Source organism: Streptomyces aurantiacus, from assembly GCF_001418335.1.
GTDB classification, from domain to species: domain Bacteria; phylum Actinomycetota; class Actinomycetes; order Streptomycetales; family Streptomycetaceae; genus Streptomyces; species Streptomyces aurantiacus.
The window spans coordinates 1-14,544 of the sequence record NZ_LIPP01000134.1 but is presented as its reverse complement, the minus strand read 5'-3'; the positions used below and the strand labels follow the sequence as shown (position 1 = coordinate 14,544).

The 14,544-nt window shown below is 68.8% G+C and carries 20 protein-coding genes; 16 read left to right on the top strand and 4 right to left on the bottom strand.

Features of this window, described 5'->3' with window-relative positions:
• Nucleotides 1-344: 344 nt before the first annotated feature.
• From AOK01_RS18970 to AOK01_RS18950, 6 genes are all read left to right on the top strand, one after another.
• Complete coding sequence (locus AOK01_RS18970) at nucleotides 345-1,103, top strand: LmeA family phospholipid-binding protein (protein WP_055513197.1); 759 nt, start codon at nucleotides 345-347, stop codon at nucleotides 1,101-1,103.
• A gap of 230 nt (nucleotides 1,104-1,333) precedes the next feature.
• Nucleotides 1,334-1,414, top strand: coding sequence for a putative leader peptide (locus AOK01_RS46575; RefSeq protein ID WP_350310325.1), 81 nt, complete (start codon nucleotides 1,334-1,336; stop codon nucleotides 1,412-1,414).
• A 163-nt stretch (nucleotides 1,415-1,577) separates the two neighbouring features.
• Nucleotides 1,578-2,423, top strand: a complete 846-nt coding sequence (locus tag AOK01_RS18965; protein WP_055513196.1) for a sulfurtransferase — start codon at nucleotides 1,578-1,580, stop codon at nucleotides 2,421-2,423.
• 57 nt (nucleotides 2,424-2,480) lie between these two features.
• The gene (locus tag AOK01_RS18960) at nucleotides 2,481-2,768 is read left to right on the top strand and encodes a DUF1416 domain-containing protein (RefSeq protein WP_055513194.1); all 288 of its coding nucleotides are present in this window, start codon (nucleotides 2,481-2,483) and stop codon (nucleotides 2,766-2,768) included.
• A 154-nt stretch (nucleotides 2,769-2,922) separates the two neighbouring features.
• A complete protein-coding gene (locus AOK01_RS18955; protein ID WP_055513192.1) occupies nucleotides 2,923-3,183 on the top strand; it encodes a DUF3099 domain-containing protein in 261 nt (86 codons plus the stop codon).
• Nucleotides 3,184-3,223: 40 nt separating this feature from the next.
• Nucleotides 3,224-3,643 carry a VOC family protein gene (locus tag AOK01_RS18950; RefSeq protein ID WP_055513190.1) on the top strand — a complete coding sequence of 140 codons (420 nt, stop codon included), beginning with the start codon at nucleotides 3,224-3,226 and terminating at the stop codon, nucleotides 3,641-3,643.
• Between the two features lie 56 nt (nucleotides 3,644-3,699).
• Here the strand turns inward: AOK01_RS18950 and AOK01_RS18945 are convergent, their stop codons facing one another.
• A complete protein-coding gene (locus AOK01_RS18945) occupies nucleotides 3,700-4,062 on the bottom strand; it encodes a DsrE family protein (RefSeq protein WP_055513188.1) in 363 nt (120 codons plus the stop codon).
• Nucleotides 4,063-4,229: 167 nt separating this feature from the next.
• Between AOK01_RS18945 and AOK01_RS18940 the strand changes: the two genes are divergently transcribed.
• The 6 genes from AOK01_RS18940 to ygfZ all read left to right on the top strand — a co-directional run bounded on the left by AOK01_RS18940 (nucleotide 4,230) and on the right by ygfZ (nucleotide 9,144).
• Entirely contained in the window at nucleotides 4,230-4,982 is a 753-nt protein-coding gene (locus tag AOK01_RS18940) for a hypothetical protein (RefSeq protein WP_157871359.1), read from the top strand.
• A 62-nt stretch (nucleotides 4,983-5,044) separates the two neighbouring features.
• Nucleotides 5,045-5,881, top strand: coding sequence for a hypothetical protein (locus tag AOK01_RS18935; protein ID WP_245702305.1), 837 nt, complete (start codon nucleotides 5,045-5,047; stop codon nucleotides 5,879-5,881).
• The gene (locus tag AOK01_RS18930; protein ID WP_063792821.1) at nucleotides 5,878-6,822 is read left to right on the top strand and encodes a hypothetical protein; all 945 of its coding nucleotides are present in this window, start codon (nucleotides 5,878-5,880) and stop codon (nucleotides 6,820-6,822) included. Before AOK01_RS18935 ends, AOK01_RS18930 begins: the two co-directional genes overlap by 4 nt.
• Nucleotides 6,823-7,042: 220 nt before the next feature.
• On the top strand, nucleotides 7,043-7,618 hold the full coding sequence (locus tag AOK01_RS18925; RefSeq protein ID WP_055513186.1) for a heme-binding beta-barrel domain-containing protein: 576 nt from the start codon (nucleotides 7,043-7,045) through the stop codon (nucleotides 7,616-7,618).
• 46 nt (nucleotides 7,619-7,664) lie between these two features.
• On the top strand, nucleotides 7,665-8,135 hold the full coding sequence (locus tag AOK01_RS18920) for a Fur family transcriptional regulator (RefSeq protein WP_055513201.1): 471 nt from the start codon (nucleotides 7,665-7,667) through the stop codon (nucleotides 8,133-8,135).
• Nucleotides 8,136-8,169: 34 nt separating this feature from the next.
• The gene (gene ygfZ / locus AOK01_RS18915; RefSeq protein WP_055513184.1) at nucleotides 8,170-9,144 is read left to right on the top strand and encodes a CAF17-like 4Fe-4S cluster assembly/insertion protein YgfZ; all 975 of its coding nucleotides are present in this window, start codon (nucleotides 8,170-8,172) and stop codon (nucleotides 9,142-9,144) included.
• A gap of 52 nt (nucleotides 9,145-9,196) precedes the next feature.
• On the opposite strand, the gene dtd is transcribed toward ygfZ, so the two are convergent.
• A complete protein-coding gene (gene dtd / locus AOK01_RS18910; RefSeq protein WP_055513182.1) occupies nucleotides 9,197-9,622 on the bottom strand; it encodes a D-aminoacyl-tRNA deacylase in 426 nt (141 codons plus the stop codon).
• Nucleotides 9,623-9,782: 160 nt separating this feature from the next.
• Here dtd and AOK01_RS18905 point away from each other — a divergent pair, with 160 nt between their 5' ends.
• Together AOK01_RS18905 and AOK01_RS18900 are read left to right on the top strand one after the other, a co-directional pair.
• Nucleotides 9,783-10,505 (top strand): RsiG family protein, encoded by a 723-nt coding sequence (locus tag AOK01_RS18905; RefSeq protein WP_079103543.1) that lies wholly within the window; start codon nucleotides 9,783-9,785, stop codon nucleotides 10,503-10,505.
• 170 nt (nucleotides 10,506-10,675) lie between these two features.
• Nucleotides 10,676-11,932 (top strand): GNAT family N-acetyltransferase, encoded by a 1,257-nt coding sequence (locus AOK01_RS18900; protein WP_055513180.1) that lies wholly within the window; start codon nucleotides 10,676-10,678, stop codon nucleotides 11,930-11,932.
• A gap of 279 nt (nucleotides 11,933-12,211) precedes the next feature.
• Here the strand turns inward: AOK01_RS18900 and AOK01_RS18895 are convergent, their stop codons facing one another.
• Nucleotides 12,212-12,397 (bottom strand): hypothetical protein, encoded by a 186-nt coding sequence (locus AOK01_RS18895; protein WP_055513178.1) that lies wholly within the window; start codon nucleotides 12,395-12,397, stop codon nucleotides 12,212-12,214.
• Nucleotides 12,398-12,601: 204 nt separating this feature from the next.
• Between AOK01_RS18895 and AOK01_RS18890 the strand changes: the two genes are divergently transcribed.
• A complete protein-coding gene (locus tag AOK01_RS18890) occupies nucleotides 12,602-13,513 on the top strand; it encodes a winged helix-turn-helix domain-containing protein (RefSeq protein ID WP_079103541.1) in 912 nt (303 codons plus the stop codon).
• Nucleotides 13,514-13,603: 90 nt separating this feature from the next.
• On the opposite strand, the gene AOK01_RS18885 is transcribed toward AOK01_RS18890, so the two are convergent.
• Nucleotides 13,604-13,792 carry a hypothetical protein gene (locus AOK01_RS18885; RefSeq protein WP_055513173.1) on the bottom strand — a complete coding sequence of 63 codons (189 nt, stop codon included), beginning with the start codon at nucleotides 13,790-13,792 and terminating at the stop codon, nucleotides 13,604-13,606.
• Nucleotides 13,793-14,039: 247 nt separating this feature from the next.
• Here AOK01_RS18885 and AOK01_RS18880 point away from each other — a divergent pair.
• Nucleotides 14,040-14,544: winged helix-turn-helix domain-containing protein (locus AOK01_RS18880; RefSeq protein WP_157871357.1), on the top strand; the 505-nt coding region annotated here is incomplete at its 3' end.

Below are 14,544 nucleotides of genomic sequence, written 5' to 3'. Positions count from 1 at the left end.
GGGTACGGGTGGGGCGGTTCTCGGTGCGGGGGTCGGGGTCTGTGCCCTGGTGGGGCATCGGGTCGCCAGTTACGACTATCCGTCGAAATTCGTCCACTTCACGGCGGGGGTGGCGCTGCCGCTCGCGGCGGCGGCGCCGGTTGTCTATTTGCTGGGTCGGGCGCTGGTCTGAGGGTTCTTCTGTCACTGACTCGGGGGCCGGCCCCTGAACCGGCCCCAGGAACGGGACAGACAGGGCCACCCCTGTCACAGCTGATCGACAACTCACCCCGTCCCCCGGCCGGAGGCCCCCACAGGGTTACTCTCGCGGAGAAGAACCGCCGAGGTGGGGGAACACGGAGACAATGCGAGCACTGCGAATACTTCTGATCGTGATCGTCGTCCTGGGCGGACTCTTCGTCATCGCCGACCGCGTCGCCGTGGGCTTCGCGGAGGACGAGGCGGCGGACAGGCTCAAGACCAACGAGGGCCTGGCCAGCAAGCCGGACGTGTCGATCAAGGGCTTCCCCTTCCTCACCCAGGTGGCCGGCGGCGAGCTGGACGAGGTCGAGGTCGGCATCAAGGACTACGACGCCGACACGAGTGGCACGACGGGCAGCGTGACGGGCCGCGCGCCCTCCAAGATCCGTATCGAGAACCTCACCGCTGAGATGCGGGGCGTGGCGTTCTCCGGCGACTACAGCTCCGCGAAGGCCTCCTCGGCCACCGGCACGGCCACGGTCTCGTACGCCGAGCTCCTCAAGGCGGCCAAGGCCGAGCCCGTGGACGTCGCGAGCGGGGTCACCGCCCAGGTGGTCGGCCTCTCCGACGGCGGCAACGGCAAGATCAAGGTCAAGGTGGAGGCCACCGTGCTCGGCACGAAGCTTCCCAGCCCGGTCTCCGTGCTCAGCTCGGTCAGCGTCAAGGGCGACGTCGTCGTGGTGCACGCGGACTCCCTGCCCAACCTGGGCGTGCAGCTCGCCGAGGACAAGGCCCGCCTGATCACCGACTTCGAGCAGAAGATCGACGGTCTGCCCGGCGGCATCAAGCTCGACAAGGTGGAGGCGGCCGACAAGGGCGTCGACATCGAGGTGAAGGGTTCGAACGTCAGCCTCGTCGGGTAGTTGCACCCAATACCCGGCGGGTCGTCCGAAGGGCGAGACGGACCCGTCCGCACCGCAGATGCGGGGCGGACGCGCAGCCTGTGTGACGAGGGCTACAAGGGCCCAGGGAGCGCGCCGGAGCAGACCGCGCGCCCCCTGCACCCGCTCCGCATCCCACATCGCGGACGATCGCGTCTCAGCATGCGACACGCCGGTGACATGCCTGCCTGTCCGTCCTTACGATCGACGGCATGAAGCGCCAGGCGGACCTCACGAAGCGGCGGGCAGTAGACCTGTGCCGCGTGGCCGCCATGCTCTGTCGCACCTTCTGAGCGGAAGCATCCGTCTTCCGCGAGCCGGGCACTTCGACCTCTTTTTTGTCGGGGCCGCCCTCGCGCCGCGTACGCCCCGAGCGGCCACGACCGCCGAGCGCGTCCCGCACCGCACCCTCACTGACGCACAGCCCCGCCGCAACTGCCCCGGAGGAGAACAAGCATGAGCCGCAGTGACGTCCTGGTAGACGCCGACTGGGTCCAGGAGCACCTGGACGACCCGAACGTGGCCGTCGTCGAGGTCGACGAGGACACGTCCGCGTACGAGAAGAACCACATCAGGAACGCCATCCGGATCGACTGGACCAAGGACCTCCAGGACCCGGTCCGCCGTGACTTCATCGACCAGGAGGGCTTCGAGAAGCTCCTGTCGGGCAAGGGCATCGCCAACGACACCCTGGTCGTCCTCTACGGCGGCAACAACAACTGGTTCGCGTCCTACGCCTACTGGTACTTCAAGCTCTACGGCCACGAGAACGTGAAGCTCCTCGACGGCGGCCGCAAGAAGTGGGAGCTCGACTCCCGCGACCTGGTCGACGGCTCGCAGGTCCCCGAGCGCGCCACGACCACGTACAAGGCCAAGCCGCAGGACGCCTCGATCCGTGCCTTCCGCGACGACGTCGTGGCGGCGATCGGTCAGCAGAACATCGTCGACGTCCGCTCGCCCGACGAGTTCTCCGGCAAGCTGCTCGCCCCCGCGCACCTGCCGCAGGAGCAGTCGCAGCGCCCCGGCCACGTGCCGAGTTCCCGCAACATCCCGTGGTCGAAGAACGCCAACGACGACGGCACGTTCAAGTCGGACGACGAGCTCAAGGCCCTCTACGAGGACGAGCAGGTCGACCTGTCGAAGGACACCATCGCCCTGTGCCGCATCGGTGAGCGTTCCGCGCTGACCTGGTTCGTGCTGCACGAGCTGCTCGGTGTCGAGAACGTCAAGAACTACGACGGTTCGTGGACCGAGTACGGCTCCCTCGTCGGCGTACCGATCGAGCTCGGCGCCGGCAAGTAACCCTCAAGGACTCGAAGGTCCCAAACGCCTCAAACGTCTCAAGGACGGAAACGAAACATGTGTGGAGCGAAGGCCGGCGGCCCGGACGCCTCGACGATCAAGCCCGGTGAGACCACCATCCAGGGTCACGTGACCAAGGACGGCGAGCCGGTGGTGGGCTACGTCCGCCTCCTGGACTCGACGGGCGAGTTCACCGCCGAGGTGCCGACCTCGGCGACCGGACAGTTCCGCTTCTACGCGGCCGAGGGCACCTGGACCGTTCGCGCCCTCGTTCCGGGCGGCACGGCGGACCGCACGGTCGTCGCCCAGACCGGCGGCCTGGCCGAGGTGGCCATCGCCGTCTGAACCGCCAGAACCGCTGAACCGCCAGAACCGCTGAACCGTTTGAGTCATCCGACGGTTCGCACCGTATGAACGGCCGAAGGGCCGCACCCCCGGGGGTTGGACGCTTTCCGGTAAGGGGTGCGGCCCTTCGGCTTGACGGTTCTACCCTGGACGTATGTATGCGCGAAGGCGTCACGTCTACTTCGCCATGATGGGCACATGCATCGGGCTGTTCGTACTGGCCTGGGGAGTCGTACGGCTCTGGTCGGTCCCCGTCGCCGTCGGCATGTGCGTCGTGGCCATGGTGATCCCGCCGCTCGCGGCCATGACGGCCAACCGCCGAGGCCCCGACGACCGCTGGTGGGACGACCCCTCGGGCGACACCAGGTCCGACGAGTGGTGGGACGAACTGGACGGCAAGAAACGACGGCGGTAGAAACCGGGAAGAGGCAGAAGCGGCAGCGGAAGAGGTGCCCATGGCCCGTACGCGTACGAAGGTCTCCACGGTGGTGCTCGACACGGACGACGTGCACGTGCTGGCCGGCTTCTACCGGCGACTGCTCGGTTACGAGGTACGCGCCGACGAACCCGACTGGGTGCTCATCGGGCCGCCGCCCGGCACCGAGGGCATCGGGCTCGCCTTCGCGACCGAGCGCGAGTACGTACGGCCCGTCTGGCCGGCCACGAAATCCGGCGAGCAGCAGATGATGCTGCACCTGGACATCGAGGTCGACGACGCCGACGACCTGGAGGGCGAGACCGCGCGAGCCGTGGCCGAGGGTGCCACGCTCGCCGCGTACCAGCCGCAGGACGACGTACGGGTGCTGCTCGACCCCGCCGGGCACCCGTTCTGCCTGTGGGTGCAGACGCCGGAGCCCGAGCACGACGACGCCTGAGCCGGGCCTGAGCCGGGACCGGGCTCTCAGTACACGTGCTCTGAGTACACGTGCTCTCAGTACACGAGTGCCTGGGTGTCGTCCGCCAGGGCCTCCTGGACGAAGACCTGCGCGCCCGCGATCCGTACGCCGTCGATGACGTCCTTCTCCGCGATGTCGCGGCGGGCCGCGCACTGAGTGCAGAGGGTGAGCCTGCCCCCGGCCAGGATCGAGTCGAGGAGGTCGGGGAGCGGGGCCGCGTGCGGCAGCTCGAACTCGGCGGCCCGGCCCGGCAGCGCGAACCACGCGGACTCGCCGGTCAGCCAGAGCGAGACGTCCACCCCGCTGGCCACGGCGACCGCCGCCACCGTGAAGGCCTGCGAGCAGCGTTCGGGGGCGTCGGCCCCTGCCGTCACCTTGATCACTAGCTTCTTCGCCATGCCCGAATCGTAATCAACTCCCTTGCAACCCAAAGCATTGGCCATGGGTCTCCTGTGCGCGCGGATAGGGAATCCGTGCTTCACGTTCTGTGGGGGACGTCGTCTTGGAAGTACCCGAAAGACCTGTTGAAGTACCTGCGATGTCTGCGGTGCCTGAAGTGCCTGCGGTGCCTGAAGCGCCGGGTGTGGTGGAGGAACCGGCGCCTGTGGTGCGTGTGCGCCGCCGTGGGCGTACGACGCTCCTGATCGCCGCAGGCGCCGTGCTGGGACTGGTCGCCGGTACCTGTGCCGGATACCTGGTCCAGGCCAACCGTGAGCCGACCAAGCTGCCGTCGCTCTCGCAGCCGTCGCTGCCGCAGGCCAAGGGCAAGGGGCCGCAGCCCCTGTCGGCCGCGCAGGACCGCAGGGTGCGGACCGACGGTGACCTGCGCAAGCTGCTGATCAAGCGGCCGAGCGGGACGCGGGACATCACGTCCGACGGAAGCGCCGACGGCTGGCTGGGCCTCGCCGCGTTCGCCGACGGGTACACCAAGCCGACGGGGGCCTACCGCGACCTCATCGACGACGCGTTCCGGCGCGCGGCCATCACCGTCTGGCGGACGGGCCGTACGAACACGGTCGTGGTCCGACTGGTGCAGTACCGCCAGGAGGAGGGCCTGACCGCCCGTGACTGGGTGGCGAGCGAGCTGGAGTTCGAGGCGGAGGAGGAGACGGACAACTGGACCGTTCCCGGCACGAGCGACGGCATGGCGTACGTCCGGAAGCAGCCTGAGACCAAGGCCGGATACCTCCCGATGTACTCGGCCGAGGCGCACGCCTGGCGGGGCGACATCGCCATGCAGATCTTCGTGAACGACACCAAGCCGATCAGCAAAGCGAAGATCATGGACCTGGCCGAGCGGCAGATGGAGCGGCTGTGAGCGAGAACAACCCGAGCAGCGCGCCTGCGACGGAGCCCGCCCCTGCGACGGAGCCCGCCCCTGTGGCTGAGTCCGCGCCAGTGGATGCCGTCCCGGTGGACGCCGTGCCGTCGGTCGAGCCCGTCGCGCCTGTCGAGCCGGCCGCCAAGAAGCCCGTACGCCGTGGCCGTATCGCCACCCTCGTCGGTCTCGGTCTCCTGGTCGCCGCCGTCGTCGCCGGCACCGGCTACACCGTCGTGACCGTCGACGACGCCGACCGTGACGCGGGCGCGCCCGTCTGGAACCTCCCGAAGGAGACGGCGGACGACGACAAGCCGGCCGCCGCCACCGGTCTCGCCGGCCTGCTCGTGCCGTACACGGAGGACGAGTGGAGCCGCGGACCCGACCTCGGCGACTACGGCTACGACGTCCAGCTCGGCGGCGCCCAGGCCACCGCCCTGCGCAAGGAGTCACTGCGCGGCCTGCCCCGTTCCCAGCGACGGCGCCTGGAGAGGCAGATCGACAAGCAGCGGCTCCAGGGCATGGCGATGCGCAGCTACGTCAGCGCGTCGGGCAACTTCTACGACGACTCGGAGAAGCCCTTCGACGTGAGCGTCGTGCTGTCCCGGATGGAGAACAAGGCGGAGGTCCGGGACATCGCGACATTCCAGAACGAGTTCCTCGACGCCCTGGACGTCTTCCGCGAGGGCCCGAAGATCAAGGGCCACAAGAACGCCCAGTGTTTCCTCCAGCCCAAGATCACAGACGATGAGATCGAGGCGATGGTCTGCTCCGCGTACGAGGGAGACGTGCTGGTCAGTGCCACCGCGTCCGGGCTCAAGCCACTGAACACCAAGGGAGTCGAGTTGCTGCTGCGCACTCAGCTGGACCGCATCACCGACCCGGGGGAGGCGGTATGACCCAGCAGGCAGAGCAGCAGGCAGAGCAGAGTGTGGTGCCTTCTTTGCCCGACTCGCCTTCCGCAGCCGCGGCAACCCCGTCGGTCCCCGAAGGAGCGCCGCCGGTACCGCCGGTACCGGCGGTACCACCCGTACCACCCGAGCTGCTGCCCGCACCGCCGCCGCCCAAGGTCGCGAAAGACCGCCGTGTCCTGCGTGCCGTGCTGCGGTGGACCGCCGTCGCCGTGGCGTTCGCGGCGGTCGGTACGGCTGCCGCGTACGGCGTCACGCAGCCGGAGCGCACCGACCTGCCGGGTCTCGCGACCGAGCCGGACGGGCGCTGGGACTACCCGGAGCTCGTCAAGCCGCCGCTGCCCGCCGGCAGCCCGGCCCCCTTCGCGGAGGTCAACGCGGCCGCCGCCCACTACGCCGACCTGCGCGAACTCGTACTCCCCGCGCCCAAGGGCGCGAAGGCCGACAAGGCGCTGCGCGGCAAGGACGGCTGGCTCGCGACGAAGGACTTCCTGGCGGAGTTCACGTCGAAGGAGGACCGCACGGCCGCCGACCAGGTGATGACCGACTACGGGCTGCGGCACATCGCCGCCCGCGGCTGGACCACGCCGGACGGCACGCACACGCGGATCTACCTGCTGCGGTTCGACACCGCGGCCGTCGCGGACGACATGTACGCGACCGAACTGGTCCGCTACAACAGCCCGGCGTTCGCCGTGCGCGGGGCGGACGAGTTCGACCGGGACGAGGGTTTCAAGGCGGAGAGCGAGCTCGCCGACGTCAGCCGCTCGCCGTACGCGGAGACCGAACCGTACGGCGCCGAGCAGGTCCGGCAGGCCTACCTGTCCGCGGGCGACACGGTCGCCGTGATCGTGCAGTCCCGCAAGGGCACCGCCAAGGTCGTGCCGTTCCGGCAGACCGTGGTCCTGCAGAGCCAGCTCCTGAGCTGACCGGCGGACCTCGGAGAGAGGGCCGGTTCCCACCCCACTAGAGTGGGGACCGGCTCTGTACTGCCCGCCACCGCGTCACCCGAGGAGCACCCCGTGCTTGAGTACTTCTTCGAAATCCTGCTGATCCTGGTCTGCGTCGGCGTTCTCGCCTTCACCGGGCTCGCCGTGAAGAAGCTGTACCAGGGCCAGCGCTGACCCCCACCTAGGAACTGCCGACCTCATGATCGAGATCCCGTCCGACCTGCACAAGGACCTTGTCCCCCTCGTCTTCCTGCTCGGCGAGTGGACCGGCGCGGGCGTGCACGACTTCCCCGGCGCCGAGAAGTGCAACTTCGGCCAGGAAGTCAGCTTCACCCACGACGGCCGGGACTTCCTGGAGTACCACTCGCACACCTGGGTCCTCGACTCCGAGGGCAACAAGGTGCGCCCGCTGGAGTCGGAGTCCGGCTTCTGGCGCATCGACGAGAACCGCAAGGTCGAGGTCGTGATGGTCCGCGACGACGGCGTGGTGGAGATCTGGTACGGCGACCTGGCCGCCAAGAAGCCGCAGATCGACCTGGTCACGGACGCGGTCGCGCGCACGGCCGCCTCGGGCCCGTACACCGGCGGCAAGCGTCTGTACGGCTATGTGAAAAGCGATCTGATGTGGGTCGGCGAGAAGCAGACCCCCGAGGTCGCGCTCCGCCCGTACATGTCGGCGCAGCTCAAGAAGGTCGTCGGCGCGGAAGACGTCGAGCGCTGGGCGAAGGCACTCCCGGACGACCTGCCGGACGACGGGATCGCTTTCTTCAAATAGTCCTAGACTTCCGAGTGTGGTGAGCACCGGAAGCAGCACCGAAGGCATCGAAAGCACCGCGGGCGCCGAAGGCACCGAAGGCACCGACTGGAAGAGCGATCTGCGGCAGCGCGGCTACCGGCTGACGCCTCAGCGGCAGCTCGTGCTCGAAGCGGTGGACACCCTGGAGCACGCGACTCCCGACGACATCCTCGTGGAAGTGCGGAAGACGGCGTCGGGGGTCAACATCTCCACGGTGTACCGGACCCTGGAGCTCCTGGAGGAGCTCGCGCTGGTCTCCCATGCCCACCTGGGGCACGGCGCGCCCACGTACCACCTCGCGGACCGGCACCATCACATCCATCTGGTCTGCCGCGACTGCACGAACGTCATCGAGGCGGACATCGAGGTCGCCGCCGATTTCACCGCCAAGCTGCGCGAGACCTTCGGCTTCGTCACCGACATGAAGCACTTCGCGATCTTCGGCCGCTGTGCGGACTGTGAGGACTGCGCGGCGAAGCCCGGTACCGGGAAATAAAAACGACGCCCGCACGGTCGTAGGCTGTGTGGATATGAAGAGCCCTCTGCTGTCCCTGCCCGGTGCCGTTCCCGCCGAGGGCGTGGACGAAGGTGTAGCCGCCCACTACGGCGACCTGTTCCGCGAACAGCGTGCCCTCGCCGACGGCACCGGTTTCGTGGACCTCTCGCACCGTGGGGTGGTCGCAGTCACCGGTGACGACCGGCTCAGCTGGCTGCACCTCCTGCTCACCCAGCACGTCAGCGATCTTCCGGCGGGCCGGGCCACGGAGGCGCTGATCCTCTCCGCGCACGGCCATGTGGAGCACGCGCTGTATCTCGTCGACGACGGGACGACGACCTGGGCGCACGTGGAACCCGACAGCCAGGACGCGCTGATCGCGTACCTGGAGTCGATGAAGTTCTTCTACCGGGTCGAGGTCACCGACCGCACCGGCGACATCGCGGTCGTGCACCTGCCGGCCGGTTCGATCGCCGAGGTCCCCGAGGGTGTCGTCGTACGCGAGACGTCGTACGGGCGGGATCTGCTCCTGCCGCGCGCGGACCTGGAGGCGTTCGCGCAGGACGCCGGGAAGCACGGCCCGGCGGTCGGACTGCTCGGGTACGAGGCGCTGCGCGTCGAGCAGCACCGGCCGCGGCTCGGCTTCGAGACCGACCACCGCACCATCCCGCACGAGCTGGGCTGGATCGGCAGCGCGGTGCATCTGCAGAAGGGCTGCTACCGCGGCCAGGAGACCGTCGCCCGCGTGCAGAACCTGGGCAAGCCGCCGCGCAGGCTCGTCTTCCTGCACCTGGACGGCAGCGAGGTCCATCTGCCGCCGCACGGCACGGAGTTGCGTCTCGCGGACGAGGGGCCGGAAGGACGCAAGATCGGCTTCATCACGACGTCCGTACGGCATCACGAGCTCGGCCCGATCGCCCTGGGCCTCGTCAAGCGGAACGTGCCCGTGGACGCCCCTTTGGTGGCCGACACGACGGCGGCGGCCCAGGAGGTCGTGGTCGAGCCGTAGGCGTAGCCGTGCCGACCCGTGGGCATCGGTTCCGGTGCCCGGTGCCTGCGGCTCACATGTCGATCAGCACGGTGAACGGGCCGTCGTTCGTCAGCGAGACCCGCATCTGCGCGCCGAACCGGCCCGTGGCCACCGTCGCGCCCAGCGAACGGAGTTGGGCCACGACCTCGTCGACGAGCGGCTCGGCCACATCGCCGGGCGCCGCCGCGTTCCAGGTGGGGCGCCGGCCCTTGCGGGCGTCCCCGTAAAGGGTGAACTGGCTGATGACGAGCAGCGGTGCGTCGATGTCGGAGCACGACCTCTCGTCGGCCAGCATCCGGATCGACCAGAGTTTGCGGGCCAGTTGGGCCGCCTTCTCCTTCGTGTCCTCGTGGGTCACCCCGACGAGGACGCACAGCCCCTCGCCGCTGATCTCCCCGACCGTCTCACCGTTCACGACGACGCTCGCGCCGTCCACCCTCTGCACCACCGCACGCATACGAACCATCATGCCGTGCGTCCGGACGAGCTCCGTACGGGGTCTTTCTTATTGCTGCTTAACCGTCCATCTGGGGTTGATCGGGGGCACTCGGTCACATAGCGGCCACTGGGGGTGGCACGATGCTCACACACGCCGGTCGAGGGGACGGTTGAGGCACATGAGCACACCGAGTACGGGGCAGTCACCCGGGTTCGTTTCGCTGATCAGGGGGGAGCCGCCGGAAGCATCGTCACCATCACTGTCACCATCATCGGCATCGTCGTCGCTGGCGGCGGTGCTTCCGGTCGTGGCGCGTCCGCCCACCCAGCGGACGGACAGTCCGGCGCCGGAGCCCGCGCCCGATCTGCCCGATCTGCCCGATCCGGACGTCCTGCGGCTGTCCGCACTGCCCGAGCTGCGCGCCCTGCGCAAGGACGCGCAGCGGGACGAGGCCGATCTGAGTTACGTACGGCGGCTGTTGCAGGGGCGGATCGACATTCTGCGGGCCGAGCTGAGGCGGCGTACGGACCCCCGAGGAGGCCCGGCCGGTGGTCGCGGGACTCAGTACGCCGGGGAGGCGTCGGTCGTCGCGCGGCTGTCGGAGATTTTGACGGACGCGCCCGCCAGGCACCGCTCGTCGGCGCGGCACGTGACCGTGGGGACGCCGTACAGCGAGGAGTACCGGCGGCTGGCCGGCGACATGCTCGCCGAGGTCGAACTGTCCGACCTGGAGGCGCGTACGGATCTGGAGCTGAACACCGCGATGGGGCGGCTCGTGCGGTACGAGCAGCAGGTGTCGCGGAGCCGGCAGCGGTTGCAGCGGACGGCCGACGACTGCAGCGCGGAGATCGCCCGCAGATACCGCGAGGGCGAGGCCCAGGTCGAGGACCTGCTTGTGTAGGTGCCCTGGTGAGGGGCTTCGGAGGGTCGGCGGCAGGCGCAGGAGTGTGGCAGGAGGTGTACGGGGGACGGCCGCATCCGCCCCCTGTGCCCCCGCGCACGGAAATCCGCACGCATGCCACCGCAACTTCCCTTCACCGTGATCGACCGGACAGCCCTTAGCGTGGGCGCATGAACTCGTGCCAGGACATCGACGTACGCCTCATCCGTGACGACGAGATCCCGGAGTGGGTCCGCGCGCTGAACGCGGGGTTCCAGCGGCCACCGACCGCGTCCGGGGCCGAGATCGAGGACCGCGGCAGTTACCTCGTGCCCGAGCGGACGCTGGGGGCCTTCGACGGTGAGCGGTGCGTGGGGACCTTCCGGTCGTTCGCGCAGGAGATCACGGCGGTGGGCGGTGCGGCCGTGCGGGCCGACGCCGTCACGAACGTGTCCGTGACCTCGACCCACCGCCGGCGGGGAATCCTGACGCGGATGATGGCCCAGGGCCTGGCCGCCGCCAGGGAACGCGGCGATGTCGTGGCGACACTGATATCCGCGGAGTATCCGATCTACGGTCGGTACGGGTTCGGGGCGGCCACCACGGTCGCCGAGTGGACGATCGACGTCCCGAGAGCGGGGCTCGACCGTCGCTGGGCGGGTCCTGACGACGGCGGCCGTATCGACCTGGTGGACGGCGCGTACGTACGGAAGACCGGGCCGGAACTGCACGAGCGGCTCAGGCGGGCGAAGCCGGGCGTGGTCGACCGGAGCGAGCGGTGGTGGCAGGTCGCCACCGGGGCGCTGGTACCGGACCGGGTCGCCTGGACCGAGCCCTTCCATGCCGTGTACCGCAGTGCGCGGGGCGAGGTCGAGGGCCTGCTCACGTACACCGTGGACGAACGCTGGGGGGACAGGAAGCAGCCGGTGGAGACCGCGGAGGTCAAGGACATGCTCGCCGTCTCGCCGGCGGCGGAGCGCGCCCTGTGGCGGTACATCTGCTCGATCGACTGGGTCACGACGGTCAAGACGGGATGGCGGGCTCCCGACGACCTGCTGCCGCATCTGTTGCCGGACCCGCGCGCGGCGGGGATCACCGCGCAGGCCGACTGCCTGTGGGTGCGGGTCCTGGATGTGGTGGCGGCGCTGGAGGCGCGTACGTACGGGGCGACGAGCTCCCTCGTCCTGGAGGTGGTCGACGCGGACGGGCCTGCCGGGGGACGGTACCGGCTGGACGCCTCGCCCGAGGGCGCGAGCTGCGCGCGGACCACCGAGGACGCCGAACTCACGCTCAGTGTGGGTGAGTTGGGGACGCTGTGGCTCGGGGACGAGTCCGCGGTCCGGCTCGTGGCGCTGGGCCGGGTCCGGGAAGAACGAGCGGGCGCCGCCCTGGTGGCCGACGCCCTGCTGCGTACGTCCAGGCGACCGTGGTGCCCGGACATCTTCTGAGGGCCGGGGTTCCGGGGCCGTTTCTGAGGGCCCCGGAGCTCCGGGTTACTTCGGTTCCTCATCCGTAGCTGTTCATGCGTGACTGTTCATGCGTGACTGTTCATCCGTAGCTGTTCAGTTGTAGTCGTAGCTGTGCAGTTGTAGCTGTTCAGTTGTGGTTGTTGTTCCTGTGCTTCCGCGGGCGGCGGACCGGGCCGCGGTGGTGCGGGCCGACCGGGCTCCCGGCTCCCCTCCGGAAGGGAACCCGGTCGGCCGGACTGGGCGGGCGGTGAGGCCCGATCAGCCGGACTGGGCGAGCAGCACGACGAGGATCACTGCCCCGATGCCGCTGATCATTGAGTTCTTGGCCTTGATACCGATGGCGAGGGCGACGAAGGCGACGACGCCCATCGCTCCGTACTTCACCTGGAGCAACTGCTCCAGGCCGATGGCAAGGGCGGCTATGACGATGGCGATGAGCGGCATGCGGTCCCTCCTTCGGGACGGGGAGGCGGACCCCCGCTGGGACCGTCCACCTGGTCACCTAGTGCGACTCTGGTGGCCAACCCTTCGGAAGTTTGACCATGTTGCTCAAGTTGGTTACCAACTCCAAGGAAGTTATCTCCACTTGGATGCGGCTCATAACCACCTTCACAGTAACTGCCCAAAGATGGCGTGAAGTTGTAGGGTTTGGCCGTGGAACCCGAACACGCCGCCGCCAATGGGCGGAAGAGGGCACAACGGTCACAGCTGTCCCACCAAGAGGTGGCCGCCGAGCTGCGCAGCCGGATCCTGTCGGGTGAGCTGCGGGCGGGAGAGCGTATGCCCACCCAGGCCAGGCTCGCCGACGAGTTCGGAGTCGAGCGCGGGACCGTACGGCATGCGCTGCGCATCCTGCAGTCGGAGGACCTGCTGTCCAACGTGACCAAGGGCAGCCCGGCGACCGTCGCCGAGGACGTGGAGAAGGCGCTGACCGGGCCGGGAGCTCCGCCGCAGAGCACCATGGTGGCGCTGGCCTCCCGGATCACGGCCGCCTTCGCCGTGCCGCACGTGGCGATCGACGCACTGTGTCTGACGGCCGTCTCGCTGACGCTCGCGATGGGCGAACCGCTGCGTCTCATCCATGAGGGCCGAACAAAACCGGCCAGAATCGACGTTCGCGTACTCCTGCCGTCCCGCGACATCGATCTCGCCTTTCCGGCGGCGGTGGACGCGACGGAGGACGGCGAGCGGGTGCAGCGCCGCTGGCTGGCCCAGCGCAACGCCCAGGGCCAGGTCCTCAAGCACAACCTGCTGGCGTTACGGGCGACGCACGGCATCGACGTACACATCACGTTCCGGGCCCTGCCGTTCACTCCGCCGGTGAAGTTGTACCTGCTCAACGACGCGGAGGCGCTCTTCGCGTACTACACGCTGAAGCGGCGCGGCGAGGAGATCGACCACGAGTACCTGGAGACGTACGACGCGGAGGGGACCCAGTCGACGCTGTTCGCGTTCGAGCAGGGGGAGGGCCTGCGGGCCACCACGTTCGTGGAGCAGTCGCACCTGTGGTTCAACGCACTGTGGGAGACCATCAGCTCGGAGCTGGTGCTCACGGGCTGAGATCTCCCACGGGTTCGGTGTGACGGTTCCCCGGATTCCGGGTCCTTGTCATTCCAGGTCCTTGTCATTCCGGGCCATTGTTATTCCAGGTCACAGGGTCGGCCTTGCGAACATCAGGGCGAGGACGACGGCGCCGACCGAGCTGCAGGTGGGGCTCTTGACCTTGAGACCCACGGTGAGCAGCAGCAGTCCGACGGCGCCGCTCGGACCGTACCGCCACTCGACGAACTGCTCGAAACCGACGACGAAGAGGGCGGAGAGAAGAGCTATGGCGGGCATCGTGGCACCTCCTTCGGGTGTGAGAGGGCGGGCGGGAGGAGTGCGATGGTGCTGCGGTGCTGGGCTGTGCCCACCGGTGCTCGGGAGGCGCGGCTTCTTCCCAGCTGCCAACTATGTGCGAGAGGAGGCGAACCTTCCGCCATCTCTTCCAAGTTGGCAACCAACTGTGTTTAACTTATCCCCAGTTGGTACCTACTCGCAAACAACTTTCAAACAACTCCCCTTAGATGGACCAAAGTTGTAGCGTTTGGTCGTGACCCAGGAGAACGTGGCAGTGAACGGCAGTAGAAAGCTCTCGCCGCAGGAGATCGCCGAGATCCTGCGGGACCGCATCCGCGCTGGTGACCTGCGCGCCGGCGACCGCCTGCCCACCCAGGCCGAGCTCGCCGACGAGTTCGGTGTGGAGCGCGGCACGGTCCGCCAGGCCCTGCGCGCCCTCCAGGACGACGGCCTGCTCAGCAACATCAGCAAGGGCAGCCCGCCCCGGATCGCGGAGGTCGTGCCCACCCGGGACGAACCTCAGCCCACGATGGTGGGGCTGGCGCCGCGACTGGTGGAGGCGTTCGCCGCGCCGCGGGTGTGCGTGGACGTCGTGTGCCACACGGCGGAGACGCTGATGCTCGCCATCGGCGACCCGGTCCGCCGGATCCACGAGGGTGCCCTGCGCCCCGAGTCGATCGACGTCCGCATCCTGGTGCCCTCCCGGGAGATAACTCTCGCCTTCCCCGTCTCCGTCGACGGAGACGGGGAAG

Coding starts and splice junctions, on each gene's coding strand:
- AOK01_RS18970 (WP_055513197.1), top strand. CDS start 345: ATGCGAGCACTGCGAATACTTCTGATCGTGATCGTCGTCCTGGGCGGA.
- AOK01_RS46575 (WP_350310325.1), top strand. CDS start 1,334: ATGAAGCGCCAGGCGGACCTCACGAAGCGGCGGGCAGTAGACCTGTGC.
- AOK01_RS18965 (WP_055513196.1), top strand. CDS start 1,578: ATGAGCCGCAGTGACGTCCTGGTAGACGCCGACTGGGTCCAGGAGCAC.
- AOK01_RS18960 (WP_055513194.1), top strand. CDS start 2,481: ATGTGTGGAGCGAAGGCCGGCGGCCCGGACGCCTCGACGATCAAGCCC.
- AOK01_RS18955 (WP_055513192.1), top strand. CDS start 2,923: ATGTATGCGCGAAGGCGTCACGTCTACTTCGCCATGATGGGCACATGC.
- AOK01_RS18950 (WP_055513190.1), top strand. CDS start 3,224: ATGGCCCGTACGCGTACGAAGGTCTCCACGGTGGTGCTCGACACGGAC.
- AOK01_RS18945 (WP_055513188.1), bottom strand. CDS start 4,062: ATGGCGAAGAAGCTAGTGATCAAGGTGACGGCAGGGGCCGACGCCCCC.
- AOK01_RS18930 (WP_063792821.1), top strand. CDS start 5,878: ATGACCCAGCAGGCAGAGCAGCAGGCAGAGCAGAGTGTGGTGCCTTCT.
- AOK01_RS18925 (WP_055513186.1), top strand. CDS start 7,043: ATGATCGAGATCCCGTCCGACCTGCACAAGGACCTTGTCCCCCTCGTC.
- ygfZ (WP_055513184.1), top strand. CDS start 8,170: ATGAAGAGCCCTCTGCTGTCCCTGCCCGGTGCCGTTCCCGCCGAGGGC.
- dtd (WP_055513182.1), bottom strand. CDS start 9,622: ATGCGTGCGGTGGTGCAGAGGGTGGACGGCGCGAGCGTCGTCGTGAAC.
- AOK01_RS18905 (WP_079103543.1), top strand. CDS start 9,783: ATGAGCACACCGAGTACGGGGCAGTCACCCGGGTTCGTTTCGCTGATC.
- AOK01_RS18900 (WP_055513180.1), top strand. CDS start 10,676: ATGAACTCGTGCCAGGACATCGACGTACGCCTCATCCGTGACGACGAG.
- AOK01_RS18895 (WP_055513178.1), bottom strand. CDS start 12,397: ATGCCGCTCATCGCCATCGTCATAGCCGCCCTTGCCATCGGCCTGGAG.
- AOK01_RS18885 (WP_055513173.1), bottom strand. CDS start 13,792: ATGCCCGCCATAGCTCTTCTCTCCGCCCTCTTCGTCGTCGGTTTCGAG.